Annotated in this window: 22 protein-coding genes; 11 read left to right on the top strand and 11 right to left on the bottom strand. The window is 72.6% G+C overall.

Going from position 1 to position 25721, the window contains the following annotated elements; translation table 11 throughout:
- Positions 1–31 precede the first annotated feature (31 nt).
- The 5 genes from Prubr_RS13650 to Prubr_RS13670 are packed head-to-tail and all read left to right on the top strand — an operon-like array spanning position 32 to position 6684.
- Entirely contained in the window at positions 32–1219 is a 1188-nt protein-coding gene (locus tag Prubr_RS13650; protein ID WP_212825453.1) for a hypothetical protein, read from the top strand.
- On the top strand, positions 1216–3795 hold the full coding sequence (locus Prubr_RS13655; RefSeq protein ID WP_212825455.1) for an amino acid--tRNA ligase-related protein: 2580 nt from the start codon (positions 1216–1218) through the stop codon (positions 3793–3795). The genes Prubr_RS13650 and Prubr_RS13655 overlap by 4 nt, the downstream gene beginning before the upstream one ends.
- A complete protein-coding gene (locus Prubr_RS13660; protein ID WP_212825458.1) occupies positions 3792–4283 on the top strand; it encodes a hypothetical protein in 492 nt (163 codons plus the stop codon). The genes Prubr_RS13655 and Prubr_RS13660 overlap by 4 nt, the downstream gene beginning before the upstream one ends.
- 39 nt (positions 4284–4322) lie before the next feature.
- Positions 4323–5246: a hypothetical protein gene (locus Prubr_RS13665; protein WP_212825460.1), complete on the top strand. Its 924-nt coding sequence runs from the start codon at positions 4323–4325 to the stop codon at positions 5244–5246.
- A 19-nt stretch (positions 5247–5265) separates the two neighbouring features.
- Positions 5266–6684 (top strand): FAD-binding oxidoreductase, encoded by a 1419-nt coding sequence (locus Prubr_RS13670; protein WP_212825462.1) that lies wholly within the window; start codon positions 5266–5268, stop codon positions 6682–6684.
- A gap of 50 nt (positions 6685–6734) precedes the next feature.
- Here Prubr_RS13670 and Prubr_RS13675 read toward each other — a convergent pair whose 3' ends face one another.
- Complete coding sequence (locus tag Prubr_RS13675; protein WP_212825464.1) at positions 6735–7430, bottom strand: class I SAM-dependent DNA methyltransferase; 696 nt, start codon at positions 7428–7430, stop codon at positions 6735–6737.
- A gap of 47 nt (positions 7431–7477) precedes the next feature.
- On the opposite strand from Prubr_RS13675, the gene Prubr_RS13680 reads away from it, so the two are divergent.
- The 6 genes from Prubr_RS13680 to Prubr_RS37660 are packed head-to-tail and all read left to right on the top strand — an operon-like array spanning position 7478 to position 12995.
- Positions 7478–8350, top strand: a complete 873-nt coding sequence (locus Prubr_RS13680; RefSeq protein ID WP_212825466.1) for an alpha/beta fold hydrolase — start codon at positions 7478–7480, stop codon at positions 8348–8350.
- 19 nt (positions 8351–8369) lie between these two features.
- A complete protein-coding gene (locus tag Prubr_RS13685; protein WP_212825468.1) occupies positions 8370–9920 on the top strand; it encodes a peptide ABC transporter substrate-binding protein in 1551 nt (516 codons plus the stop codon).
- The gene (locus Prubr_RS13690; protein WP_212825470.1) at positions 9917–10093 is read left to right on the top strand and encodes a hypothetical protein; all 177 of its coding nucleotides are present in this window, start codon (positions 9917–9919) and stop codon (positions 10091–10093) included. The genes Prubr_RS13685 and Prubr_RS13690 overlap by 4 nt, the downstream gene beginning before the upstream one ends.
- Positions 10094–10127: 34 nt before the next feature.
- Positions 10128–11882 carry a carbamoyltransferase family protein gene (locus Prubr_RS13695; RefSeq protein WP_212825472.1) on the top strand — a complete coding sequence of 585 codons (1755 nt, stop codon included), beginning with the start codon at positions 10128–10130 and terminating at the stop codon, positions 11880–11882.
- Positions 11863–12882: an SGNH/GDSL hydrolase family protein gene (locus Prubr_RS13700; protein ID WP_212825474.1), complete on the top strand. Its 1020-nt coding sequence runs from the start codon at positions 11863–11865 to the stop codon at positions 12880–12882. Before Prubr_RS13695 ends, Prubr_RS13700 begins: the two co-directional genes overlap by 20 nt.
- Entirely contained in the window at positions 12867–12995 is a 129-nt protein-coding gene (locus Prubr_RS37660) for a hypothetical protein (protein WP_281425911.1), read from the top strand. Before Prubr_RS13700 ends, Prubr_RS37660 begins: the two co-directional genes overlap by 16 nt.
- Before the next feature lie 9 nt (positions 12996–13004).
- Here the strand turns inward: Prubr_RS37660 and Prubr_RS13705 are convergent, their stop codons facing one another.
- The 10 genes from Prubr_RS13705 to Prubr_RS13750 form a co-directional block, all read right to left on the bottom strand.
- Complete coding sequence (locus tag Prubr_RS13705; protein ID WP_212825476.1) at positions 13005–14015, bottom strand: NAD-dependent epimerase/dehydratase family protein; 1011 nt, start codon at positions 14013–14015, stop codon at positions 13005–13007.
- A 17-nt stretch (positions 14016–14032) separates the two neighbouring features.
- Positions 14033–15829: an asparagine synthase-related protein gene (locus Prubr_RS13710; protein ID WP_212825478.1), complete on the bottom strand. Its 1797-nt coding sequence runs from the start codon at positions 15827–15829 to the stop codon at positions 14033–14035.
- Entirely contained in the window at positions 15826–16668 is an 843-nt protein-coding gene (locus Prubr_RS13715) for a lasso peptide biosynthesis protein (RefSeq protein WP_212825480.1), read from the bottom strand. The genes Prubr_RS13710 and Prubr_RS13715 overlap by 4 nt, the downstream gene beginning before the upstream one ends.
- 203 nt (positions 16669–16871) lie before the next feature.
- On the bottom strand, positions 16872–17834 hold the full coding sequence (locus tag Prubr_RS13720) for a sulfite exporter TauE/SafE family protein (protein WP_212825482.1): 963 nt from the start codon (positions 17832–17834) through the stop codon (positions 16872–16874).
- Between the two features lie 290 nt (positions 17835–18124).
- On the bottom strand, positions 18125–19900 hold the full coding sequence (locus Prubr_RS13725; RefSeq protein WP_246568654.1) for a GH39 family glycosyl hydrolase: 1776 nt from the start codon (positions 19898–19900) through the stop codon (positions 18125–18127).
- Entirely contained in the window at positions 19897–21432 is a 1536-nt protein-coding gene (locus Prubr_RS13730; RefSeq protein ID WP_246568656.1) for a glucoamylase family protein, read from the bottom strand. The genes Prubr_RS13725 and Prubr_RS13730 overlap by 4 nt, the downstream gene beginning before the upstream one ends.
- Before the next feature lie 97 nt (positions 21433–21529).
- On the bottom strand, positions 21530–22372 hold the full coding sequence (locus Prubr_RS13735; protein WP_212825484.1) for a carbohydrate ABC transporter permease: 843 nt from the start codon (positions 22370–22372) through the stop codon (positions 21530–21532).
- 2 nt (positions 22373–22374) lie between these two features.
- Complete coding sequence (locus Prubr_RS13740; RefSeq protein WP_212825486.1) at positions 22375–23334, bottom strand: carbohydrate ABC transporter permease; 960 nt, start codon at positions 23332–23334, stop codon at positions 22375–22377.
- A gap of 1 nt (position 23335) precedes the next feature.
- Positions 23336–24601, bottom strand: a complete 1266-nt coding sequence (locus tag Prubr_RS13745; protein WP_246568657.1) for a sugar ABC transporter substrate-binding protein — start codon at positions 24599–24601, stop codon at positions 23336–23338.
- On the bottom strand, positions 24598–25623 hold the full coding sequence (locus Prubr_RS13750; protein WP_212825488.1) for a LacI family DNA-binding transcriptional regulator: 1026 nt from the start codon (positions 25621–25623) through the stop codon (positions 24598–24600). The genes Prubr_RS13745 and Prubr_RS13750 overlap by 4 nt, the downstream gene beginning before the upstream one ends.
- Positions 25624–25721 lie beyond the last annotated feature (98 nt).

Here is a 25721-nt window from a genome sequence, read left to right on the forward strand (position 1 = left end):
AGGCGACCGCCGAGCGCAGCGAGGTGGATGCATGACCATGGCGGTGGAGCAGCAGCTACGGTGCTGGGCGGAGCTGGCGGACGACCGCTCGCCCTACCAGGCGCCGCAGTGGTACACGGCGGCCGGCTGGCTGCCCGGCACCCGGCTGCTCACCGCCGGTCCGGCGGCCGTACCGGTCTGGACGCTGCACCGCGACCGCCGCCCGCACTACTTCCACGACCCGGTCGAACTGGTCACCGGCCGCCGCGAGGAACCCTTCCTCCGCGACGACCGCGAGCTGGCCGCCGCCGTACGCCGCGACACGGCCGGCGCCTCGGTGCTGCTCACCATGAGCCCGTACGGCTACCGTGGCGGCGCCCTCGGCGGCCGGCAGGCCAGCCCCGCCGACCTGGCCGAACTCGTGGCCCGGATGCTCGACCACGCGACGGCGGTCGGCGCCTCTATCGTCGCCTCCCACTACCTGTTCGACGAGGACGACGACGCCTGGCTGACGGCGCTGACCGAGGCCGGCGGACTGCGCCTCGTGACCGGCGCCGACGCCGTACTCGACGTCACCTGGCCCGACCTGGCCGGCTACTGGCGCTGGCTCGGGCAGTCCCGCAGATCGCTGCGCCGGGGCCGCAACATCCCCGACCAGCGGCTGGAGTGGGAGGTCATCGAGACGGCCGGACTGCCGGAGGCCCAGCGGGGCATACCCGAACTGCTGGGCCGGTACGCCACCCGGTTCGATCCCGTGGCCCCCGCCCCCGACTCCCTGTTCCAGGAACTCGCCGACGGATACACGCTGCCCCGCACCGTGCTCTCGGTCCGCGAACCCGGCCGGCCCGCCCGCAGCGCCGCGGTCGTACTGCGCCACACCGACACCCTCTACGCGAAGTTCTTCGGCAGCGGCGACCCCCGCGCCGACTACCTTCCGCTGGCCTACCCGCGACTGATCTCGTACGCGATCGACCGGGGCTTCCGGCGCATCGAGTACGGCGGCGGATCGCACCAGGCCAAGCTGATGCGCGGCGCCCGGCTCCGACCGTGCTGGGGCGTGCTGTTCGTGCTCGACCAGCGCCTGCGGTCCGACCTGGAGGCGCTGGCCGGCCGGGTGTCGGCCCGCAAACAGGCGTATTTCGCCGATCTCGTCCAGTCCTGGCAGGTCGACTCCCTGCCGGCACATCCCGCGTTCGCGGGCAGTGGTCTTCACGGAACCTCATCGGGAGGCAGCCAATGAGTTGCAGCAGCGAGGACGCGCGCTTCGCGGTCCAGCAGGTGCCCAACGAACGTTGGCGCCAGGCCACCGCGGCCAACCTGGCCGCCGACCATCTGAACGGCTACGACCTGTGGACGATGGCGTTCCTGGAAGGCCGGCAGGACTGGGAGGAGACGCGGGACTTCCTGCTCTCTGCCTCCCGTGACGAACTCACCGAACTCGTCGAGAAGTCTCGCGGGGAGAGTCTCGCGTTCCTGGTCATGATGATGACCGGCGCCTGTAACGCCGACTGCCCCATCTGCTTCACCGACCGCCGCCGCAAGCGCGGCGAGACCACCGTCGAGCAGCGCGACCGGCTGCTGCGGGAGGCCGCCGGGCTGGGCGCCGGCTACGTCTACGTGCCCGGCGAGGGCGAGCCGACCATCGACCGCGGCTGGTGGCAGTTCCTGGAGACCTGCAAGGACACCGGCCTGGAGGCGATCGTCTTCACCAACGGGCTGATCTTCTCCGACACGGCGACCTCCGAGAAGTACTGGGGCTGCCAGCCCGAGGAAGCCATCGAACGGCTCGCCGACTATCCCGTCTCGTTCTACGTCAAGATGTGGAGCACCCAACCCGAACTGGTCGGCAAGATGCTGGGCATCAACCCCGACAAATACCAGTTCACCGACTACGACGGCGTGCGGGTGCCGCTGGGGATGGCCCGGCTGCTCGACCGGTTTCCGCGCCAGCGGCTCGGGATCGAGGTCGTCGTCGAGGGCCGCAACGCCGACGAGGTCGTCGACACCGTCGTCCCCTTCGCCGAGCGGCACGACCTCTCCCGGATCGTCGAGATCATCCAGCACAACGGGCGTACGCTCGGCAACCCCACGTACGACCCGACGCCGGCCCAGGTCGCCCGGGCCACGCCGCTGCTGAGCCCGACGAGCTGCACGGTCGCCACCTGCAAGGCGGTGGTCACCTCGCGCGGCTACCTGTCGCCCCGGATCGCGATCCTGGAGACGCAGCTGCCGGCGAGCGCCCGGCACATCGACGAGGGCTCGCTGTGGGACCTGCTGCACGGCACCGACTACCTCGTACAGCGCCGCTACGAGCAGAGCTGCCTGTGCGAGAGCGAGCCGGTGTCGCTGGCCGAGGCCGGCACGCCGACCCTGATCGGCCCGCAGAGCGTCGTACCACCGCAGCTCGCCGACCTGATCGACCCGATGCGGCCGACCGCGACGGCGACGGCCAACGACTTCACCAGCACCAGCACCGTCGCCGACCTTCTCGGCGGCCGGGTCGAGCACGGCTCGGTCGTCCGCGTCGTCGGCCGGGCGCTGCCCGTCGGGCCGGGACTGGTCCAGCTCGCAGACGGCCCGGACACCGTGTCGGCCAGCGGCGTGGACGTCGGGGCGTACTCCTGGGTGGGGGTCGAGGGAACCTGGGACGGGCTGCTCGGCGCCCTGCGCGCCACCGACACCACGATCATCAAGGAGTCGATGCGGCAGCCGATCGGCCGGGCGGTGTCGGAGTTCGCCATGGTCCGGCAGCCGGAGATGCTGCGCGCCGTGATCGACCGCTCCGCGCTGACCTCGCTGCTGCGCAACCGGCTCGCCGAACGCGGCTACCTGGAGGTGAGCACCCCGATGCTCACCGTCAACGGCGACATGGGCCACGTCAGCCAGGCCCAGACCGAGCCGGTCCTGGGTCGCCGCTTCCACCTGCGTACCGACCCGGAGGAGTACCTCAAGCGATACCTGACCGCCGGGCTGCCGGCCGTCTTCGAGGTCTCCACGAACGTCCGCGCCGACAAGCCCGGCGACTGGCATCTGGTCGAGTTCCAGTCGGTCGAGTACTACCGGCGGCTGATGACGCTCGACGAGTCGATCGAGGTGGCCGACGAGCTGGTCCGGGAAGGCCTGCGCGGGTTCGGGCCGCCGATCACCTCGTGGTCCGGCGTGGTCCTGCACCCGGAGCGGCCCTTCAACCGGATGCGCTACGCCGACGCGTTCCAGAGCGTTCTCGGCGTGGACCTGTCGGCCGAGGAGTGCGCCACAGCCAAGGGCCTCGCCGCCACCCTGCGTACGGTGGGCTGCGAGATCGAGGTGCCGGAGGAACTGGTCGGGTGGCGCCGGGCCTGGCTGGAGGCGGCCTTCGACGGGCACGTCCTGCCGAAGATCCGGCAACCGCTGTGGATCACCCACTTCCCGGCCGAACTCGCCGTCCAGGCCCGACTGGACCAGGCCGACCCGCGCTACGCGCTGCGGGCCGAGCTCTACCTGCCCGGCGGCCTGGAACTCGCCAACGTCTACGAGAACCTGGTCGACGGCGCCGAACTGCGGGCCCAGTACAACACCCGGCGCAGCCACCGGGTGGCCGCCGGGATGTCGTACGTGGCCACCAACGAGGCGTTGATGACCAGCGCCGAGGCCGGCATGCCGCCGATGTCCGGCGGTGCGGTCGGCATCGACCGGGTGCTGATGGTGGCCCTCGGCCACGCCAGCGCCGGCGGCGGCGTGCTCTTCGGCCGCGAGGGGTTCACCGAACTCAAATCCGAGCACTCCGTCTGCGGCAGCGACGGCGGGTGCGGCAGCTGTGGTGGGGGATGTAGTTGACAGTCAACGTCCATCTGTTCGACAGCCCCGACGCGGGTGAGGTGTTCCGCGCCGGGGCGGCCCACCCCGTCCTGGGTGAACTGATCGACCTGGGCACCTCGGCGGTGCTGGTGGTCGAACCCACGACCACGGTCGCGGAGGCGGTCACGGCCTGCTGCGCCGCGCTCGGGTCGGGCGTGGCGCTGACCCGGTCGGCCGGGCCGCTGCCGGCCGGCCTGCGCGACGAACTGGCGATCCGCAGCGGCAAGGAGGCGGTCTTCGTCGTACTGCCGCTGTCGGAGGTCGAGGCGCTGGTGGTGGCCGCCGGCCCGGACCTGCCCTCGATGGGGCCGCTGCCGTCGTGCGACGTCGAGCGGTTCCGGGCGAGCCTGCTCACCGCGCTCGGTGACCCGCAGGAGGAGAGCCTGTTCACCGAACCCCACTTCGACGCCGACCAGGACGAGGAGCGCCGGCTCAATGAGCGTCTTCGCCAGCTCTATGGAGACTGACCGGGGCCGGCCGGCGGACGCCCGCCGGCCGGTGGGGCGGTGACCATGCAGACCACCGAACTGGTCGGCCTGCGGATGGCGACCGTCGGCGTCCAAGAGGCGCTGACCACCGACTGGTCGCGCCATCAGACCGACGTCGACCTGGTCCGGGTCGACCGGCCGGAACCCGATACCTGGCCCGACCTCGCCGCCGCCGGCTTCGTGGTGAAACCGGACCGGGTCACCTGGCTCGCCGACACCGGCGCCGACGAACGCGACTTCCTGTCCCGGATCTCCCGCAAGGAGCGCGAGGGCGTTGCCAAGGCCCGTCGCGCGGTGGCCGCCGCCGAGCTGACCTGGCGGCGGACCCCGCTCGACGAGGCCGGCTGGCACGCCTTCCTCGGGCTCTACACCGACGCGGTGTCCCGGCTGCGCAACGGCCTCCCGGTCGCCGGCGCGCACTGGGACACCATCAACGCCAAACTCGACCGCTTCTTCCTGCTCGGCGCCTACCGGGGCGAAGAACTGTGTGGCGCGGCGATCGGCGAACTGTGCCCCGAGGTCGGCGTCACCCGGGTCCGGTTCTCCGCCGTCGCCGGCGAGCAGCGCAACGCCAGCCTGTCCCGCATCATCTATCTGGAGGCGGTCCGGGCCGCCCGGGAGGCCGGCTACGCCCGGGTCACCCTCGGCAACGACCCCAACCTGTACGGGCACCTCGTCATGCCCGGACTCTTCGCGTTCAAGGCCCGCCTCGGCTTCGTCCCGGTGCCGTCCACCCTCGTCGACCCCGCCGACGGGTGGGACGTCGCCGACCTTCTGCTGTCGATGAAGCCGCTCACCGACCCGGCTTTCATGCTCGGCTATCCGGCCACCGGAAAGGGGTCCGACCTCGACTTCCACTTCTTCAGCCGGAACGACGACAGCGACACCCGCCTGTTCACCACCTGCCTGCCGGCGCCGACCCACGCGCACCGGATCGCCTAGGAAGAAACGAGGAGCCTCCATGGTCGGTATCGACTGGTCGAGCCTGCGGCAGTCGCTCGACGGACAGCTGCTGCTCGACAGCGATCCCGCGTACGAGTGGACCAGGAAGCCGTTCATCGCCCGCTTCGACGAGATCCTGCCGCAGGCCGTGGTCATGTGCGCCACGCACCAGGACGTCGTGGAGGCGCTCGCGTTCGCCCGGCGCAACGACATCGACTTCGCCGTACGCAGCGGCGGGCACTGCTTCGCCGGCTTCTCCTCCAGCCGCGGCATGGTCGTCAACGTCACCCCGATGGCCCAGGTGAAAGTGGACGGTTCCCGGGTCGAGGTCGGCGCCGGTATCCGGATCGGCGCGATGACCAACGCGCTGATCGACCACGGACTCGTCGTACCCGGTGGATCCTGCCCGTCGGTCGGCGTCGGCGGCACCACCCTCGGCGGCGGCATCGGGGTCCTCGGCCGGCTCTACGGGCTGACCCTCGACCACGTGGTCGCCGCGGAGGTGGTCCTCGCCGACGGCACCGTCGTCACCGCCGATGCCGAGCGCCACCCCGACCTCTTCTGGGCGCTGCGCGGTGCCGGCGCCGGCAACTTCGGCGTGGTCACCGCGTTGACGTTCGACGCCCGGCCGGCACCCCGGATGACCAACTTCTACATCGAGTGGGACTTCCAGGATGCGGCCGAGGTGTTGAAGGCCTGGCAGCGGTGGGCCCCGTCGGCGCCGGAGGAGATGACCGCCGGCCTCGGCTTCACCGCCATGGACGACCTCGACGAGCCGGCCGTGGCGGAACTCTTCGGGGCGATGGTCGGCACCGAGTCCGACGCGATGAAGCTGATCGGCGAACTCGTCGAGCGCTGCGGCCGGGAACCGGCCCGGGTCAACTGCCGCGAGATGGACTACCGGGAGACGGCGCTCTACCAGGCCGGTCTGCTCAGCGCGGTCAACAACCAGGTCGTGGAGACCCCGCAGGGGCAGATCGAACGGCAGGGCTGCCGGTTCACCAAGGGCGAGTTCTTCGACGGCCCGATCGCCGACGAGGCGATCGACCGGCTGGCCGAGGTCTTCGTCGCCGGCCGCACCGCCGGCGAGGTACGTGGCCTGGAGTTGGCGCCGTGGGGTGGCGGGTACGCCCGCACCGACCGGCACGCGACCGCCTTCGTCCACCGGGACACCTCGTTCAGCCTGAAGCACGCCGTCATGGTCACGCCCGAGGCGTCGCAGGGGGCGAAGGAGGCGGCGTACCGGTGGGTCACCGAGTCCTGGTCGGCGGTGCACCCGTGGGGCAGCGGCCGGGTCTACCCGAACTTTCCCGACCCCGACCTGACGAACTGGGGCGACGCCTACTACGGCGAGAACTTCGCCCGGCTCAAGCGGATCAAGTCGCAGTACGACCCGCAGAACCTCTTCCGTTTCGAGCAGTCGATCCCGCTCGGCTGACGACGGCGGACCCTGCCATGGCGACGACGACCCCGACGACGCGGTCCGGGCTATCCGGCCGGACGGTGCGCGAACAGGTACGCCCGCTCGGTCGGCGCCTCGATGCCCGGATACGGCTGGCGCCGCATCCGGGCCCGCACCTCGAACCCGGTCCGCGCCAGGCAGTCCGCCACGTCGTCGGGGTCGAAGAGGTGGCCGTCGAAGGACACCGGCCGGTCGAACCAGGTGTCGACGTGCAACTGGCCCGCCCCGATGTGGAAGGCGAGCAGCAGGATCCCGCCCGGTCGCAGCACCCGGTGAAACTCGGCCAGCGCCCGGGGCAGCACCGGCCGGGGCAGGTGGATGACCGAATAGAGCGACAGCACACCGGCCACGCTCCGGTCCGGGTCGGACAGTCCGAGGATCGAGCCCTCCCGGAAGTCGATTCCCGGATGGCGTTCCCGCGCCAGGCGCACCATCTCGGGCGAGAGGTCCACGCCGACCACGGGCAGGCCGCGGTCGGCCAGATGGCGGGTCACCTGCCCGGGGCCGCAGCCGAGATCGGCGATCGGGCCGTCGACGCCGCTTGCGCGTACCTGGTCGGCGAAGCCGTCGATCAGGGCCCGGTCCAGGAGCTTGTGCGCGAGTTCGTCGGCGAACTGCTCGGCGTACGGCTGCGCCACCGTGTCGTACGCGACCCGGATCCGGTCGAGGAGCGCGTCGTCGGGGTCGAGCGCGTCGTCGGGGTCGATGTGGGGCGGGGTCACATCCGTTGACGGTACCGAAGAACGACGAACCACGTGGAAGGGAACACATGCACGAGCACACGGTCGACAGGGACGGGCGCCAACTCCACGTGGTCGAGGACGGCCTGCCCGGGGGCTGGCCGGTCGTCGTCCACCACGGCACCCCGGGCGCGCCGCTGCTCTGGCCCACCTGGTCCGACGACGCCCGGGACCGGGGCATCCGTCTCGTCGGCGTCGCCCGCCCCGGCTACGCCGGGTCGACCCGGCTGCCCGGGCGCTCGGTGGCCGACGTCGCCGCCGACATCGCGGCCGTGGCCGACGCGCTCGGCATCGACCGGTTCGCCACCTGGGGCGTCTCCGGCGGCGGGCCGCACGCCCTGGCCTGTGCCGCTCTGCTTCCCGGCCGGGTCACCGCCGTCGCCAGCCTCGGCGGGCTGGCCCCCTGGGACGCGCCCGGATTCGACGTGCTCGACGGGATGCGCGAGGACAACGTCGCCGAACTGGTCGCCGCCCGCCAGGGGCCGCAGGCGCTGAACCCGCTGCTCGAACCGACCGCGACCGCGATGGCGACCGTCGACCGGAAGGACCTGATCGACGGGCTCGACGGGTTCCTCGACGAGTCGGACGCGCAGGTCGCCCGGACCGGATTCGGCGGACCTCTCGTCGACGGCATCCGGACCGGGCTGCGGCCGGGCCTCGACGGGTGGTCCGACGACGACCTCGCCCTCGTCCGGCCGTGGGGATTCGACCTGGCCTCGATCACCTGCCCGGTCGGTGTCTGGCACGGCAAACAGGACGCGATGGTGCCGGCGGCCCACGCCGACTGGCTGGCCGCGACGCTGCGGGCCGAGCGGATCGACATCCCGCCGACCGACGGCCACCTCGCGGTGCTCGCCCACCGGGTCACCGACGTCCACGCCTGGCTGCTCCAGCACCAGTAGCCCACCGGAGGGAGAGAGAATGACCGACGACCCGACCCCTGCCACGCTCGTCGAGGGCTGGGCGGAGGACATCGCCACCTTCAACCCCGTGCTCGTGCAGGACACCTTCAGCTCCCTGGTGTCCGGCCTGTGCTTCGAGGGGCTGCTGACCTCCGACGCCGACGGCAATCTGCTGCCCGCCCTGGCGGTCGAGGTGCCCGCGGTGGCGGCCGACGGACGCACCTACCGCTTCACCCTGCGCGACGGGCTGCGCTGGTCGGACGGGACCCCGCTGACCGCCGACGACGTGGTCTTCACCTACCGGCTGATGACCGCCCCGGAGTACGGGGACCTGCCCTCGCCGCACCGGGGCGAGCTGACCCGGCACCTTGCCGAGGTGTCCGCCGTCGACGCCCGCACGGTGGTCTTCCGGACCCACCGGGAGTACGCGCCGTTCCTGACCGCCCAGGCGCAGCACGGGATCCTGCCCCGGCACGTCCTGCCGGAGCCCACCGCCGAGGCGGTGGCCACCTCCGACGCGTACAACACCGCGCCGGCCGTCGTCAGCGGGGTCTTCGCGGTCACCGGCCGCACCCCGGAGGAGATCCGCTTCGCCCGCAACCCGAACCACCACCGGGGGCCGAGCCAGCTCGACGGGTTCGTCTACCGGATCTTCCCGACCGGGTTGGCGGTCGCCGACGCGCTGCGCGCCGGCACCGTCGACATCGGACTCGTCGACCCGTCCCGGCTCGGCGAACTCGCCGGGGTATCCCATCTCGACACGACCGTCATCGACCTGCCGACCGGCAACTTCTACGCCTGCCAGCTCGATCCCGCCACCCCGGCCGGCCGTATCCTCGGCGACGTCCGGGTCCGGCAGGCGCTGCTGCTGGCGGTCGACCGGGAGACCATGGTCAAGGAGGTCTACCTCGGCCAGGCGAGCGTCGCCGACTCGATCCTGCCCCCCACGTCCTGGGCCTACGACCCCGGCGTCGAGCCGCGCTACCCGTACCAGCCGGAGCGGGCGGCGGCGCTGCTGGACGACGCCGGCTGGCGGCCGGGCCCGACCGGCGTACGCGAGCGTGACGGCGAGCCGCTGCGGTTCGAGGTCGTCGCCGGCACCAACACGAAGGCGTGGGTCGACACCGCCCACGTCCTCGCCGAGAGCTGGCGCCGCCTGGGCGTCGACGTCGAGCTGACCCTGCTCGACTTCGGCGAGCTGATGGGCAAGGTCGTGCAGAACCGCGACTTCGGTGTCTTCCTGCTCGCGTACACCTGGGGTCAGGACCCCGACCAGTCGGAGCTGTTCTCGTCGGCGGCGATCGAGGCCGGCTTCAACTGCTTCACCTTCACCGACCCCGAGGTCGACGCGGCGTTGGACGCCGGACTCGGCACCGTCGACCGGGCCGAGCGGCGCCGGCTCTACCACCGCTACCAGGCCCGGATGGCCGAACTCGTCCCGGCGCCGATGCTCGTCTTCCTCAAGGGCATCTACGGGATCAACCGCCGGGTGCACGGCTACCGGGTCGGCACCCACAACCAGTTCGCCGCCCGACCGTGGATGCACCAGGTACGGGTGGTGGACCGGTGAACCGCCTGCGGCGCGGCCTGCTGCTGGTCGCGTACGGCCTGCTGGTGCCGGTCGGCGTCGTCGTACGCCTGCTCGGCGACCCGCTCGGCGTACGCCGACCGCCGGCCCGGACCAACTGGCGGCCGGCGCGGTCCGGGCCCGCCACCCTGGACGGCGCCCGCCGACTCAACTGACCGCCGTCCGTCCCGCCGGCCCACGGAGCACAGCATGATCATCCTTGGCATCTCCGCCTTCTTCCACGACTCGGCAGCCGCGTTGCTCGTCGACGGAGAGCTCGTGGCCGCGGCCGAGGAGGAGCGGTTCAGCCGGCGTAAGCACGACAACCGCTTCCCGGTCAACGCGATCCGGTTCTGCCTGGAGACGGCCGGCCTCGGCGCGGGCGACCTCGACCACGTCGTCTTCTACGAGAAGCCGCGGCTCAAGGCCGAACGGGCGGTGGCCACCATCCTCAGCGAGGTGCCGCACAGCTTCGGCCCGTTCGAGCGGTTCTTCACCCACGGCGGCGCCCGGCAGGCGGTCGGCGACCAGATCCGCGAGACGATCGGCGTACCCGCGTCCCGGGTGCTCTTCGTCGAACACCACCTCTCCCACGCCGCGTCGTCGTTCTTCGCCTGCCCGTTCGACACGGCGGCCACGCTCACCATCGACGGCGTCGGCGAGTGGGCCACCACCAGCATCGGGGAGGGACACGCCAGCTGGGACGGCACCGGCGAGAACCGGTTGTGGCTGCGCGAGACGATGCACTTCCCGCACTCGCTCGGAATGCTCTACTCCGCCTTCACCGAGTTCCTCGGTTTCCAGGTCAACGAGGGCGAATACAAGGTGATGGGGCTCGCCGCCTACGGCCAGCCCCGCTACCGGGCCGAACTCGACCGGGTCGCCCGGCAGTACGACGACGGCAGCCTCTGGCTCGACATGCGCTACTTCCGATACCACCGCTCGGTACGCAACGGCTTCCATCCCCGCCTCGCCGACCTGCTCGGCATGCCGCCCTGCCCGCCCGGCGTCGAACTCGACCCCGCCGCCGAGGGCGAGGCCGGGGCGCGGGCCCGCCGGTACGCCGACGTCGCGGCCAGCGTCCAGCAGTTCACCGAGGACGCGGTGGTGGCGATGGCCCGGCGGGCGGTCGAGGTGACCGGCCACCGCCGGCTCTGCATGGCCGGCGGGGTCGCCCTGAACGGGGTGGCCAACTACCAGGTCCTGCGCCGGGCCGGGGTCGAGGAGTTGTACATCCCGCCGGCACCCGGCGACTCCGGCGGCGCGCTCGGCGCGGCCCTCTACGCCCACCACGTCCTGCTCGGGCAGCCGCGCCGCTTCGTGATGCGGCACGCCTACTGGGGCGCCCAGGCGACCCCGGACGCGGTGACCCGGGCCCTCGACCGGGCCGGGCTCGCGTACACCACGCAGCCGGATCCGGCCGCACTCGCCGCGACGGTCGCCGACATGCTCGCCGACGGCCTGGTCATCGGCTGGTTCCAGGGCCGCTTCGAGTGGGGGCCGCGGGCGCTGGGCAACCGCAGCATCCTGGCCGACCCGCGCGGCCCCGGCATCAAGGACCTGATCAACAAGAAGGTGAAGTTCCGCGAGCCGTTCCGCCCCTTCGCCCCCGCCATGCTCCACGACCGGGCGGCGGAGTACGTCGCCGGCGACGGCACCGACCAGTGGCCGACCCGCTTCATGCTGATGGTCATGCCGCTCGAGGAGCGGTTCGCGGCCAGTGCCCCGGCCGTCGACCACTTCGGCACCGGCCGCATCCAGACCGTCGCTCCCGAGACGAACCCGCTCTTCCACTCGGTCATCGCCGAGCTGGGGCAGCGCATCGGCCTCGGCTGCGTGCTCAACACCTCGTTCAACCTGCGCGGCGAACCGATCGTCGCCACGCCCGAGGAGGCGATCGCCACCTTCGGGCGCAGTGAACTCGACGCACTGGTGGTGGAGGACCGTGTCATTTCGCGATCTTGATCGGGCGCACCGGAACCGGCGGTACGAACTCGTTCCGCAGTTCGAGCAGTACGACGCCAACGAACTGTTCCTCCGCCCGTACGTCACGTTCGTCAGCCGGCCGGGCCTCGACAACCCGGTGTTCCACACCGACCGGCTCGGCTACCGGTTGTCCGACTCCGGCCAGGGAACGGTCGACTCCGACCGGTGGCCGGACCTCGGCGGCGGCATCGTCCTCGGCGGCTCGTTCGTCTTCGGCGTCGGGGCCAGCGGCGACGGCGCCACCCTGCCGTCGCGGCTGGCCCACCGCAGCGGCGTGCCCTACCTGAACCTCGGCATCTACGCCGGCAACTCGCTGCAGGAACTCGTCGCCGCCGTCCCGTTCCTGGCCCACGCCACAAGCGTCGTGATCTGCTCCGGGATCAACAACGTCTTCGCGTCGCTACAGTCGCTCGGCCACAACGAGGTCTACGGGCCGCTGTTCTTCGAGGGTGCGCTCGCCACCCTGGGGCGTACGCCGATCGTCGACCTCGCCGCGGCCGTGGCGGAACCCGGCCGGGGCATCCCCGACCAGCGGGCCGCCGACACCGCCGGCCAGGTGCTGCCGAGCACCGACACCGGCGACCATCTCGCCGCCCGGATGACCGCCGCCCTCGACCGGCAGCTCCGCGACCTGCGGATCATCGCCGGCGCCGCCCGCCCCGACGCCCGGGTCCTGTTCTGCCTCCAGCCGTTCGCCGACCCGGTGCTGCGTACCCCGACCCGACCGGAACGGGAACTGTTCGACCTGGCCCGGGAACGGCAGGGCCCCTGGCTCACCGCCCGCGACCACGTGGCCGCCAACTGGGACGCGTACGCCGACCGGATGGCGGCCGGCTGTGCCGAACTCGGCGTCGACTTCGTCGACCTGGCGGCCCGTCGCTTCACCGGCTGGTCGTTCTACGACCGCGTCCACATGACCGACCACGGCTACCAGCAGGCCGCTGACATCATCTGGGAGAGGTTGTGCTCGACAAGCTGATCCGTGCCGTCACCGGGGTGGTCCTGAGCCTGTCCCGGCGAAACCGCAAGCGGCCCGACGACCGCCGGGAGCCACCGGACGAGAGCCGGGAGAACGTCTATCCACTGTGGTGAGCGGCGGGCTCAGGCCCGCCAGGCGGCCAGCAGTGCCGCCTCCCGCTCCGCCGTCAGCCACGGCTTGCGCTGGCCGGCCTCGACGTCGATCCGGTCCGGGGCGAGCGTGCCCAACCAGCGCCAGGTGTCCTCGACCGTCGCCCCGACCGGGCGGCAGTCGAGCAGCCCGGTCGCGAACGCCCGCGACGAGTCGACCTCGTAGCTGGCCGCCAACCGGTCGCCCGCCGGCAGCCAGATCGGCAGCTCGCTCCACGCCCGTACCCCGTGGTCGAGCAGGAACGCCTCGTCGACCCAGGTCAGCTCGGCGTCGCCACCGGTCGCCGTACGGCAGGCGTCGAGCAGGCCGCCCATGGTCGTGTGCCCGACCCCGGACAGCACGTTGTACGGCCCGGACAGCCCCCGCTCCCCGGCCGACAGCAGCCACCCGGCCAGGTCACGGGAGTCGACGTACTGCAGGCCCCGGTCGGCCGGCCCCGGCGCCAGCAGCTGACCGCCCCGGGCCATCCGCAGCAGCCACCACGGCAGTCGGCCGACGTACTCGTACGGCCCGAGGATCAGGCCGGTGCGGGCCAGCAGACCCCGTTTCCCGAAGGCGTCCAGGACCGCCCGCTCACCCCCGGCCTTCGCCATCGCGTACGCGTCGAAGTCGTCGCCGTCGACCGGCTGCGGGTACGGGACCAGCGGTGCGTCCTCGTCGAAGCCGGGGGAGGCCGGCCAGCGGTACACCGACAGGCTGGACACGTACAGGTAGCGCCCGGCCGATCCGGCCAGCAGTCCGGCGCTGGCCCGGACCGCGGCCGGATCGTCGCGCCAGGTGTCGACGACGAGGTCCCACCGTTCGCCGGCCAGCTGCCGCAGGTCGGCCGGGTCGGTCCGGTCGCCGGTCAACGCGCGTACCCCGGCCGGCGGCGGCCCGCTGACGCCACGGCTCAGCACGGTGACGTCCCAGCCCCGGGTCAGCGCCTCCGCCACCACCGCCCGGCCGACGAAGGCCGTACCACCGAGCACGAGCAGGCGCATCTCTTCTCCCGTTCCGGCTAGGGCCGCCAGGCCCGGCACCACAACTCGACCGCGAGCAGGTTGTAGAGCGGCCAGTTCGGGCCGCGGACGAAGCCGCGTCCGGTCGCCCTCAGGTCGGCCAGCGCCGCCTCCCGCTCGACGAGCCCCTGCTCGGCGCACCGGCCATCCATGATCAGCTCGCGGGCCACCGCGGCGTTGTGCCGCAGCGCCAACTGGTACATGCCGGCGTACGAGCCCTTCACCGCCGCGTCGGTCGCGGACCCGGGCAGCAGGCCGCGTACCGCCCGGCGCAGCGGCAGCCGGTCCCCGGTGTGGTCGACGAGCGCCGGCACCGACGTACGGAGCGCGAACTCCACGACCGGCTGCGACAGCAGCGGGTAGACGCTCGGCCGGTGGGGATTGCGGTGCTCGCGGTCGACGGCGTCGCCCCAGTAGGCGATACCGAGGATCTGGCCGGCCCGTACGGCGGACAGCTCCGCCGCGCCCGCCGGCAGGTCGAGCGGGCTGCCCGGATCGGGCGGGGAGAGCCAGGCGGGGCGCGGGAAGTCGAAGTCGTGGCCGGTCAGCGCCGGCTCCCGGCGGCGCCCCCGCCGCAACTCCCGGCCGGCCGTGGCGAGCAGCTGCGGAAACGGGGTCAGGCCGTGCCGGCTCTCCCGCCACGCCTCGACGAGCCCGAGCGCCCCCCGCCGCCGCAGATGGTCGGCGAGGTGGTCGCCGCCGCCCTTGAGCACGAAGACCTGGTCGCCGCCGCCACCACCGAGCGCCTCGGCCGCCGGGCCGGCCTGTTCGGCGAGGAGTTCGTTGAGTCGGGCCTCGGTGAACTGCAACTGCGGCGCGTCGGCCCGGGGCAGCTCGCCTTTCGGCGGCGTGAGCGGCAGCAGGTCGGCGCCGTCGACCACCAGCAGTTCGCTGCCCAGCCGCTGGGTCACCGCGCCGGCGAGCGGCCGTTCGTCCAGCGACGCGCCGGCCGGAAAGGAGACGTACCTGGGCTGGAAGGTCTGATCGGCGCGCAGGTCGGCGTGGACCGCCCAGGCGACCGCGGACGAGTCGAGCCCGCCGGAGAGGTCGAGGGCCACCACCGGGGCCGATCCGACCCAGGCCCGGGTGCAGGCCCGCAGTGTCTCGCGCAACGCGTCCGGATCCGGGTCGGCGCCGCCGCCCGCCGCGACCGCGGCGGCACTCCACAGCGGTTCCCGGCTGGTCTCCCGACCGGTACGGCGCAGCCGCGTGCCCGGCGGCAGTTGCGACACCCCCTGCCACGCCGTGCGGGTGGTCGGTCCGGGGCCCTGCACCACGAACGTGCCGAGGCGGTCCCAGTCGGGGGCCGGGCACTCGCCGAGCAGGTCGACCAGCAGCGCCATCCGGGTCGCGAAGACCAGCCCACCCTGGTACGGCACGTGGAAGCAGGGCAGGTGCCCGATCGGGTCCCGGACCAGCAGCAGGGTGCCGTCGGGCCGGACGGCCGCGCCGACGTACCGGCCCCAGCGGCGCCGGGGCAGCGCCCCGTCGTGGTCCAGCCAGTCGAGCGGGACCGGTTCGGTGGACCGCCGCGACAGGTCGCCGTCGAGGTGGAAGAGCCGGCCGACGAGCAGCCCCCGGTTCGCCGCACCGGCGACCACGAGTACCGGCGCGTCGTCGCCGGGCAGCGGGTCACGCGCCGGTAGGCCGGCCACGGGGGCGGACGGCGGCAGGCCGGCGACCAGCCAGCCGTCGCCCTCCACCGGCACCGATCCCGCCGTGCCGACCAGCTCGCGCAGCCGGCGGGCGGGCCGCTGCTCGGGGTGCAGGTCGACGTATCCGGCGAGCTGCGTCACGCCGCCTCCCCGTCCGGTCCGACCACCAGGATCGGGGCCAGCGCCTCGGCCAGTTCCGGATCGTCGTCGAGCACCGTGCCGTGCAGCTCGACGAACGCCCGCGGGTGGAACGGATGCTTCTGTACGCCGACGACGAACCGGACCGGCAGCCCGACCCGCCAGGCGTGCCGGGCCAGCGCGGCGGGCGCCGTCGCCGGGTGCAGGGGCCGGGACCAGAGCCGCCGTACGGCCAGGTGGGCGCGGACCAGTCGGGCGGCTGTTGTCAGGTCGGCGGGCCGCGCCGGACGGGTCGCCGGCCGGTCGGCGAGCAGGGCCGACAGGCCGTCCTGGCGCAGCTCGCGCTCGCACGCCCGCAGGTGTGACCGGGCGGCGAGCAGCAGTGGGGGGCTCGGCCGGGCGTCGGCCGCGGTCCGTGCCGCGCCGGCCAGTGGCCGGGGGGTGTTGGTGGTCACGCCACCGGGCCGGGCGGGGCGGGCGGGTGCCCACGGCGCGGCGGCCGGGCCGGCGCGGGTGAGCAGACCCCGGTCGGTGAGCCCGTCCAGGATCGCCCGGTCCGCCGGGTCGTCCCGCGGGTCGCGGGCGCCGCCGAGCGTGGCCGAGACGACGGCGGACGCGTGCGTGCCGAGGGCGACGAAGCGGTCGGTGCGCAGGTCGAGCGCGATCAGGTCGCCGTCGTATTCGGCCCAGTGCACGCCGGGTGCGGAACGTGGCGGACCGGACCCGCCGGCGGGGTCGGGAGCGGGGGGCTTTCGGGCGGGTGTCGGGCCGACGGGGCACTCGACGAGATGCAGCGGGCCGTCGAGTTCGAGATCGTCGTGCCGGAGTTGGCCGCTACCCACCGCACCTCCCGTCCGACGGTCGACAGCGATGCCCGATCGACCCTGAGCCTGGCCAGCCAATCGGCCTGGTCGGTCAGGCGGCCTGGGTCAGTCAGGCGGCCTGGGTCAGTCAGGCGGTCGAGCCGCCGGGTCGATCGGATGATCAATTTCGTCGATGTCTACATTGAAACATCCGCCCCGGGCCGCGGCAAGGTCGACCGGCGTCACCGGTTGGCGGGCTCCAGCGGGCGGGTGTCCGGCGTTCCGTCGTCCCCCGGCCGGGCCGGGGCGTCGTCCCGCGCGGCGGCGGTGGCCGCCGTCAGTCGTGCCCGGCGGGCCCGCAGCACGATCCGTACGGACAGCACCACCGCGACCAGCCAGCCGGCGGCCAGCAGGGCGTAGACGACCGGCCGGGCGGCCCCGGGCAGGGCGGCCGCGTCGACCAGGGTGCGCGAGTTGGTCAGCACGATGAGCCCGCCGACGGCCGCGCCGAGCAGTTGGGCCGGCACGATCCGCACCAGGTAGGCGGCGACCGGGGCGGCGATGAGCCCGCCGATCAGCAGCGCCAGGACCATCGGGAGCAGGAAGCCGCCGGCGCCCAGGCCGATGAGGAAGCCGATGCTGGCGGCGACCGTGACCAGGAACTCGGCGGTGTCGACCGAGCCGATCACCTTGCGGGGTTCCATCCGGCCGGAGACCAGCAGGGCCGGGGTCGCGACCGGGCCCCAGCCACCGCCGCCGGTGGCGTCGACGAAGCCGGCGAACAGGCCGAGCGGGCCGAGGAACCGGCCGCGCAGCGGTCCGGCCGGGCGGCGGGCCGCCAGTGGCCGGGAGAAGCGGATCAGCAGGTAGGCGCCGAGCACGAAGAGGATGCCGGCCATCCACGGCTCGGCCGTCTTGGTGGAGATCGCGCTGAGGATCGTGGCGCCGGCGAAGGCGCCGACCGCGCCGGGGATCGCGATCCGGGACACCACCCGCCAGTCGACGTTGCCGAACCGCCAGTGGGCGACGCCGGAGGCGAGGTTGGTGCCGATCTCGGCGAGGTGCACCGACGCCGAGGCGGCGGCCGGGGTTACCCCGGCGACCAGCAGCAGGGACGTCGAGGTCAGGCCGTAGCCCATGCCGAGTGCGCCGTCGACGAGTTGCGCGACCAGCCCCACGAGGGCGAGGATCACCAGCTTGCGCACGATCGCCTCCGACTTTTCGGCAACTCCTATCGATTTGGTCGACAATGCGGTACGGGGCGCGCCCGCGTCAAGGGCTGATCGGCTGATGGGACGCCGGGCCCGGCCGATCCGGCGGGTCGGAGCCGGCGGAACGGCCGAGCCGCGGCCCGGCGTGCCGCGACGGTGGTGCTCGTCAACGGCACGCCGGGCGGGCGGACGCTCCCATGGTGCGTCGACCGGCCGGCCACCCCCGCGCCCTTCCTACGTGACGGTGTGTGGTGATCGTTAGTGCCGTGGCGCCATCCTCACGGTCAGGACAGTTCGAGGTACGCGATGCCGGGCATCGGCAGCTTGATTTCCACCGATACCGTGCCGTCCGCGTCGGCCGTCACCGTATGGGCGGGTTCGGCCTCGTCCAGGCGGTCCTCCGCGGCCAGGGCGAGCCACTGCTCGTCGTCCGGCCAGTCGGCACCACCGCCGAGCGCCGCCCAGCGGGCCCCGATGTTGCCGTGCCGGTCGTCGACCCGCCACACCCGTACGGTGTGCGGGCCCGGCGCGACCCCGGTGAACCGTACGGTCACCAGCCGGTCGAGTCCGGCCGCGCCGCGCATCCGGGACTGGTCGAGGGTGCCGTTCCAGACCAGCACCCCGGATCCGCCGGCCCACGCCTCGACCAGGCTGCCCGCGCCGTCGCCGGTCAGCGTCACCGGCCGCTCGACCTCACCCAGCCGCTCGGCCAGTTTCAACGCCCAGAACTTCGGCTTGGCCAGGTTGCCGACGGTGAGCAGCCCGAACCCGCCGTGCAGCAGCCGCTCCGGCCGGCCCAGTTCCTCGAAGTGGTCGGAGGCGACCCAGGGCGCGAGCGCCGCCACCCGGCCGGCCGCCGAACGCATCCCGCGTAGCAGGAACGCCGCCGCGAACACCGTGTCGTTGATCGGGTGGTGGTGCGTCGGGGTGACGCCCCACTCGGTCCACAGCAGCGGCCGCCCGTCGGCCAGTGGCCGCAGGTCCAGCGGCGGGGTGCCGTACACGTGGGTGGAGAGGAAGTCGACCGGCGCGTCCACGGCGAGTTGCCCGTCGATCCAGCCGACCGCCGCCGAGCCCGGCCCGCCGACGGCGATGCCGGGGTCGACCTCCTTGACCGCGCGGGCGGTCACCTCGTACAGCCGCCAGTACTCGTCCGGTGTGCCGGACCAGAACACCGACAGGTTCGCCTCGTTCCACACCTCGAATGCCCAGTTGTCGCGGACCTCGTCCCGGCCGTACCGGTCGACGAGGTGGGCGACCAGGGCCCGGACCAGGTCGGCCCAGCCGTCGGGATCCGCTGGCGGGGAGATGATCCCGGCGTACGTGAACACCGTCCGGGACGGGTCGTGGGCCAGTTCCCGGGGCATGAACCCGAGCTCCACCACCGGCCGGTAGCCGAGCGCCAGGACGGCGTCGTACACCCGGTCGACGCCGGTGAAGTCGTACGCCCCGGCGCGGACGACGGCCAGGTCGTCGCAGAGGATGCCGTGCGCGCGTACGGTCGCCACGCCCAACTCCTCGTGGACCCGGCGCAGCGCGTTCGACAGGTCGGTGCCGATCACCCGGCCACCGGTCGACTCCTCGCTGAGCAGGTGACTGAGGTGCTCCGAGCCGACCATCGCCCGCCACACCCGGTGCAGCGGTACCGTGCCGGAGCCGACCTCGACGGTCACCCGGGCGTCGGCCGGCCCCGGCCCGACCCGGACGGGGGCCGACAGCGGCCCGCTGGCGGCGACGGTGGCCAGCGCGGCGACGGCGTACCAGCCGCCCCGCCCGTCGGTGGTGTCGGCGAACGGGCCGTGCGGCACCGCGAGGACGTCGCCGCCGCCGAAGTCGACCACCTCGAAGGGCCCCTCGGCCGAGCCGGCGCGGTAGACCACGTAGCCGATGGCGTCCGGCACCGGATCCCACGACACGGTGACCTGGTCGCGCCCGCCGACCGCCCGGACCCCGGTGGGTGCCGGCAGGTCGGCCTCGACCATCTCGCCCGGTTCCCGGTCCTGGGCGCCGCCGGCCCCCATCAGGGCCGACCAACTGGCCTGTGCGGAAGCCACGCTCACGACGCGGCCTTCCCGGTGAGCTGCGGCAGCCGCTGGCCGGCCGGGACGTTGAACGTCTCCTGGGCCAGCAGCGGCCGGATCCGGCGCTCGAACTGCGGCGTCACGAAGGCGCGCTTGACGACGTCGCGGGCCAGGTGGTTGCCGAGCGCCCCCATGATCATCGCCTGGTCCAGGGACAGGTACCGCTTCGCGACCTGCCCGGTGCCGACGTTGACCGCGTCGTAGAAGCCGCCCGGACCGTACGCGTCGAAGTCGCGGCGGAGCTTGGCCAGGTTGTCCACCACCGGCCGCTGCGCGTACGGCAGCGCCAGGAACGCCGCGTGCGGGGTGACCACGCCGTCGCCGTACTCCGGCTCCGGGCCGGCGGGGCGGCAGCCCTCGAACCCGGCGTCGTACTTCGTGGCCTGCGCGTCCGACGGGTAGCCGTCGGTGTCCATGCCCATCGCGTCGACCCCGTAGACGGCGTAGCCGCCGGCCGGGTTCGACGCCGGGGAGAAGCCCCAGTAGCCGTACCCGGCGTCGTGCAGGCCGTGCTCGATCTGCGCGGCGACGGTCGCCGGATGGTTGCGGCCCCACGACCGCGGACCCCACTGCGCCTCGGGTACGAACAGGTCGGGCATCAGCGCCTCGAACATGTCACCGCCCCAACTCGGCACGAACGTGATGCCCCGGTAGCGGTACGAGCCCTCGTACACCTCGCGGCCGAGGTGGCTGGTGGTGAAGCCCTGCGGCCGCATCTCCTGCCAGGCGTAGTCGCAGTTGTCGGGCAGCGTCCGCATCGTGTCGAAGTACGCCGTCGGCGGGATCTGCCCGCTGCCGATGCCGAGGTAGGTGGCGATCCGCGGCTCGGTCACGGTGATGTCGTAGTGGTTGCAGGTGAACCAGACCCCGGCCTGCGGCACCGAGCAGCCGGGCGGCGCGGCGTCCCAGAACCCGCCCCGGATCAGCCCGCGGGTGCCGATCGGGGTGGCCGCCTCAGGGTTGAAGTAGAAGCCGAAGTCCATCTTCGACAGCACCCGGTCGGCCTTGCCGCGCAGCTCCGGCAGGGCGCCGCCGCCGACCACCCGCAGGGCGGCCGCCAGCCAACCGTTGTCCACACTCGACATGAACGGGTAGACCGGGTTGCCGTCGTCCGGCCAGACGGTGACCACCGAGCCGTCACGCGGGTCGTACCAGTTGTAGAACATCCCGGACTCGTCGTGGTGCTCCAGGGTGGCGAGCGTGTCCAGGGTCTTCGACACCCGGTCGCGGGCCTCGTTCCGGCTGATGATGCCCAGCTCGCGGGCGACCACCGCCGACCACATGTAGCCGCCGATGTTCGTCGGCGAGGTGTACGTCGACGGCGTACGCAGGTCGCCGCTGATGTTGTCGGCGACCAGCCCGGTGCCGGGGTCGGTCATCGCGACCATCGACCGCCAGGTGTCCTTCGCGTACGTACGCAGCGTCCGGTCGCCGGAGTCGGCGGCCCCGGCGGCCACGCCGGGGGTCAGGACCAGGGTCACGGCCAGCAGGGGTACGAGCAGGCGTCTCACGGGCAGCTCCTGTCTATCCGGGTGGTGCCTACTGTCTTTTCCGGGGTGGGGCCTACTGTCTTTTCCGGGTGGGGCCTACTGTCTTTCCTGGTGGGGCCTACTTGAGTCCGGTGGTGGCGATCCCGCGCATGAAGTGCCGTTGCAGGACCAGGAAGACGACGAGGACCGGCAGCACCACCACGACCGCGCCGGCCAGCAGCAGGCCGTAGTCGGTGCGGTTCTCCCCGATGCTGTAGAGCGCGAGCGCGACCGGCAGCGTGTATTTGTCCTCGGTGGTGGCCACGACCAGCGGCCACAGGAAGTTGTTCCAGCTCGACAGGAACGTCAGGATGCCGAGCGTGGCCAGGGCCGGCCGGCACAGCGGCAGCACCACCCGCCAGAAGATCCGCCACTCGCCGGCCCCGTCGACCCGGGCCGCCTCGATCAGGTCGTCCGGGATGGACAGCAGGAACTGCCGCATCAGGAACACCCCGAACGGTCCGGCCAGATAGGGCAGGACCAGCCCGGCGTACGAGTTGGCCAACCCCAGGTTGCTGACCAGCACGAACTGCGGCACGAACAACACCATGCCGGGCACCATCAGCATGCCGAGCACGATCAGCAACAGTGCCTTGCGGCCCGGGAAGTTCAGCTTCGCCAGGGCGTAGCCGAGCAGCGAGCAGAACATCAGGTTCCCGACGGTGACCAGCACCGCCACCAGGGTCGAGTTGACGAAGTAGGTGGGGAAGTCGAGCCGGGTGAACAGCTCCCGGAAGTTGTCCAGGGTCCAGGTTTCCGGTAGCCAGGTCGGCGGCACCGCCCGGATCTCCCGCTCCGGCTTCACGGCCGCCAGCGCCATCCAGACGAACGGCCCGACCACGAAGAGCAGACCCACGACGAGTACGGCGTACAGCGAGATCCGGGCCGTCCGGTCCCGGCCGCGCAGTTGGGCGCTCGTCATCGTCAGTCCCTCTCGCCGAGCAGCCGGAACTGCAGCACCGACAGCGCCACGATCGCGACGAACAGCACGTAGCTGGCCGCCGCCGCGTAGCCGTAGTTGCCGAAGCCGAACTGGTTGTAGATGTGGTACGAAACCGACAGCGTCGACGACAGCGGCCCGCCCTGGGTCATCACGAACGGCTCCTCGAACACCTGGAGGAACCCGATGCCGGTGACCACCGCGCCGAACAGCAGGGTCGGGCGCAGCAGCGGCACGGTGACGTTGCGGAACTGCTGCCACCGGCCGGCGCCGTCCAGCGTCGCCGCCTCGTACAGGTGCTGCGGGATGCCCTGCAACCCGGCGAGGAAGATCACCATCAGGAACCCGAAGTTGCGCCAGGCCGCCATGACGATCAGCGACGGCAGCGCGGTGTCCGTGTTGCCGAGCCAGGCCGGCCCGTCGACGCCGACCAGCCGCAGCAGGTTGTTCACCAGGCCGGCCTCCGGGTCGAGCAGGAACCGCCAGACCACGGCGATGGCGACGATGCTGGTCACCACAGGCAGGTAGAAACCGACCCGGAACAGGGCCCGGAACCGGATCAGCCCGGAGTTCAGCGCGCTCGCCGCGGCCAGCGCCAGCACCATGGTCAGCGGCACTCCGACCACCACGAAGACCAGCGTGTTCGCCGCGGACCGGACGAACAGTTCGTCACCGAACAGCCGGGTGTAGTTGTCCAGGCCGACGAAGTTCACCGCGAGCGGATTCCGCAGGTCGGTGGAGCGCAGGTCGGTCACGCTCATCGCCAGCGACGCGACGACCGGCAACGCCATGAAGACCAGGAACAACGCGGTGAACGGGGTGGCGAACGCCCAGCCGGTGACCGCCCGCCGCCACTTCGACGCACGTTTCGCCGGGCGGTCACCCACCTTCCGCGGCGGCGCCGCGGGCTTCGCGTCGACGACCGTCGTGGTCGGTCCGGACATCTCAGCGCCCGGTGCCGATCGAGGCCGCCCGGTCCTGGACCGTACGGGCCACCGTCGCCGGGTCCTCGCCGGACTTGGCCAGCTTCTCCACCTCGATGTCGAACGCCGCCGCCACCTGCTCCCAGGTCTGGAACGTCGGCGGGGCCTTGACGTCGGCGAGCTGGTCGCCGAACACCTTCAGGTTGGCGTCGCCGGAGAGGCTGGCGTCCTGCCAGGCGGCCTGCACGGCCGGCAGGGCGGCGGACGCGGCGTACCACCGCACCTGGACCTCGGGGCGGCTCAGCCACTCGATGAACTTCCAGGCGCCGTCACGGTTCTTCGCGTCCTTGAACACCGCCAGGTTGCTGCCGCCGATGAACGACGTGGCACTCTTCTTCGCCGGCATCGGCACCACCCCGAACTTGTCCGCGAAACCGGCACCGCCCTGCTCGTTGAGGAGTCCGACGTGCCACGGGCCGGAGACGAACGCGCCGATGTCACCGCGTACGAAGGCCGGTTCGAGCGCGCCCTCGGCCAGCTCGGTCGGGGCGAGCCGTTCGGTGAAGTACGACTGGTAGTAGGCCAGGGCCTCGGTCATCTCCGGCGAGTCGAACGTGTAGCCGTCGTCGCCGGCGATGTTCGCCCCGTTCGACCAGGCGAACGGGAGCACGGTCTGCCAGCTGCCGGTCTTGCCGGGCTGGAGGTTGATCCCCCACTGCGCGCCGCCGGCCTGCATGGCCTTGGCCATCGCCTTCAGCTCGTCCCAGTTCGCCGGGCCGGTCGGGAAGCCGGCGGCCGCGGCGAGGTCCTTGCGGTAGTAGAGGACCCGGGTCTCGACGTACCAGGGCACGCCGTACGCGGTGTCGTTGACCACCGTGGTGTCCCAGGCGCCGGGGAAGAACGCGTCCTCGCGGATCAGGTCGGTCGGGGTCGGGTCGAGCGCGCCGGTCCCGGCGAACTCGCCCTGCCAGGTGGTGCCGATCATCGACACGTCCGGGGTCTGCTTCGCCGCGATCGCGCTGGCGAGCTTCTGGTGCGCCGCGTCCCACGGGACCGCGGTCACGTTCACCCGGGCCCCGGGGTTCTCCGTCATGAACTCCTGCGCGAAGGCGCCGAGCTTCTCGCCCTCGGTGCCCATCGCCCACACGGTGATGTCGCCGGTCGCCTGTCCCTGGGCGACCGATCTCGCCTCGTCGTCGGTACCGGCCGAGTCACGTCCGCATCCGGCGGCCAGCGTCACGGCCACCGCCACCGCGACGGCCGTCGCGGTCCTCCGCTTCCTGATCATCTGTGCACCTCCGAGGGGTGTGTGCCGCAGCTGCGCCGGACGACGAGCTGGGTGGGAAGGACGCGCCGGCGTACCGCGGTCGGGCGGCCGGTCCGGGCGGCGCGTTCGCCGATCCGGCGGTGCAGCCAGCGGGCGGCGACCGTGCCCAGCTCCCGCATCGGCTGGGCGACGGTGGTCAGATGCGCGAACCGGGCCGCCATCAGGTCGTCCCAGCCGGTGACCGCCACGTCGCCGGGAATGTGGATCCGCCGCCGCTCGGCGGCGAGGTGGACGCCGAGCGCGATCTCGTCGTTGGCGCAGACGACCGCGTCGGGCGGGCGGGTCAGCAGTCCGCGCGCCGCGCGTTCGCCGCTGTCGAGGTCGAGACCGCACGGTACGGGCGCCGGCGGGATCAGCCCGTGCCTCCGCAGCGCGGCGGCGAGACCGGTGTAGCGGCCGGCGACGTCGGGGGAGCCGGCCGGGTCGCCGAGGAACGCGAATCCGCGATGGCCGTGGCCGAGGAGGTGTTCGGTGAGCTGCCCGGCGGTCCGTTCGTTGCGGGTCCGGATGGTGTCGACGCCGGGGACCGGGTCGCGGGCCAGCAGCACCAGGGGCAGTCCGGTGGCGGCGATGTCGCGTACGACATCGTCGCCGACCGTCTGCCCCATGATCGCCAGCCCGTCGACCCGGCCGGCGAGTTCCTGTACGGCGGCGGCCGCGTCGGCACGCCCGTGGGTGGCCAGGATCAGCACGCTGCTGCCGACGGCCGCGGCGGCCTCCTCGTAGCCGAGGACCACCTCGGCGTAGTAGGGGCCGACCAGGTCGGGGAAGACGATGCCGTTGGCCGCGTGGCGTCCTTCCGCCAGCGACCGGCCGGACCGGTTCGGGGTGAAGCGCAGTTCGGCGGCGGCGGCCCTGACCTTCGCCCGGGTGTCGGCGGTGACCAGGTCGGAGTCCCGCAGCGCGCGGGACACGGTGGCGATGGACACGCCGGCCCGCTGCGCCACCTCGTAGATGGTCGACGCTTTTGAAAGCGCTTTCATCTCCACGGGCGCTTCGTTAACCGCCCCGAAACATCGTGAAACGCGTTGGAAACGCGACATCCACGATGCGGGATTTTCGACTATCTACATGTTTCGTT

The organism is Polymorphospora rubra, from assembly GCF_018324255.1.
In the GTDB taxonomy this organism is placed as follows: domain Bacteria; phylum Actinomycetota; class Actinomycetes; order Mycobacteriales; family Micromonosporaceae; genus Polymorphospora; species Polymorphospora rubra.

Excerpts from the sequence above, each read along its gene's own strand:
- Prubr_RS13740 (WP_212825486.1), bottom strand. The coding sequence starts at position 23,334 with ATGTCCGGACCGACCACGACGGTCGTCGACGCGAAGCCCGCGGCGCCG.
- Prubr_RS13655 (WP_212825455.1), top strand. The coding sequence starts at position 1,216 with ATGAGTTGCAGCAGCGAGGACGCGCGCTTCGCGGTCCAGCAGGTGCCC.
- Prubr_RS13680 (WP_212825466.1), top strand. The coding sequence starts at position 7,478 with ATGCACGAGCACACGGTCGACAGGGACGGGCGCCAACTCCACGTGGTC.
- Prubr_RS13695 (WP_212825472.1), top strand. The coding sequence starts at position 10,128 with ATGATCATCCTTGGCATCTCCGCCTTCTTCCACGACTCGGCAGCCGCG.
- Prubr_RS13685 (WP_212825468.1), top strand. The coding sequence starts at position 8,370 with ATGACCGACGACCCGACCCCTGCCACGCTCGTCGAGGGCTGGGCGGAG.
- Prubr_RS13735 (WP_212825484.1), bottom strand. The coding sequence starts at position 22,372 with ATGACGAGCGCCCAACTGCGCGGCCGGGACCGGACGGCCCGGATCTCG.
- Prubr_RS13705 (WP_212825476.1), bottom strand. The coding sequence starts at position 14,015 with ATGCGCCTGCTCGTGCTCGGTGGTACGGCCTTCGTCGGCCGGGCGGTG.
- Prubr_RS13650 (WP_212825453.1), top strand. The coding sequence starts at position 32 with ATGACCATGGCGGTGGAGCAGCAGCTACGGTGCTGGGCGGAGCTGGCG.
- Prubr_RS13670 (WP_212825462.1), top strand. The coding sequence starts at position 5,266 with ATGGTCGGTATCGACTGGTCGAGCCTGCGGCAGTCGCTCGACGGACAG.
- Prubr_RS13745 (WP_246568657.1), bottom strand. The coding sequence starts at position 24,601 with ATGATCAGGAAGCGGAGGACCGCGACGGCCGTCGCGGTGGCGGTGGCC.
- Prubr_RS13750 (WP_212825488.1), bottom strand. The coding sequence starts at position 25,623 with ATGAAAGCGCTTTCAAAAGCGTCGACCATCTACGAGGTGGCGCAGCGG.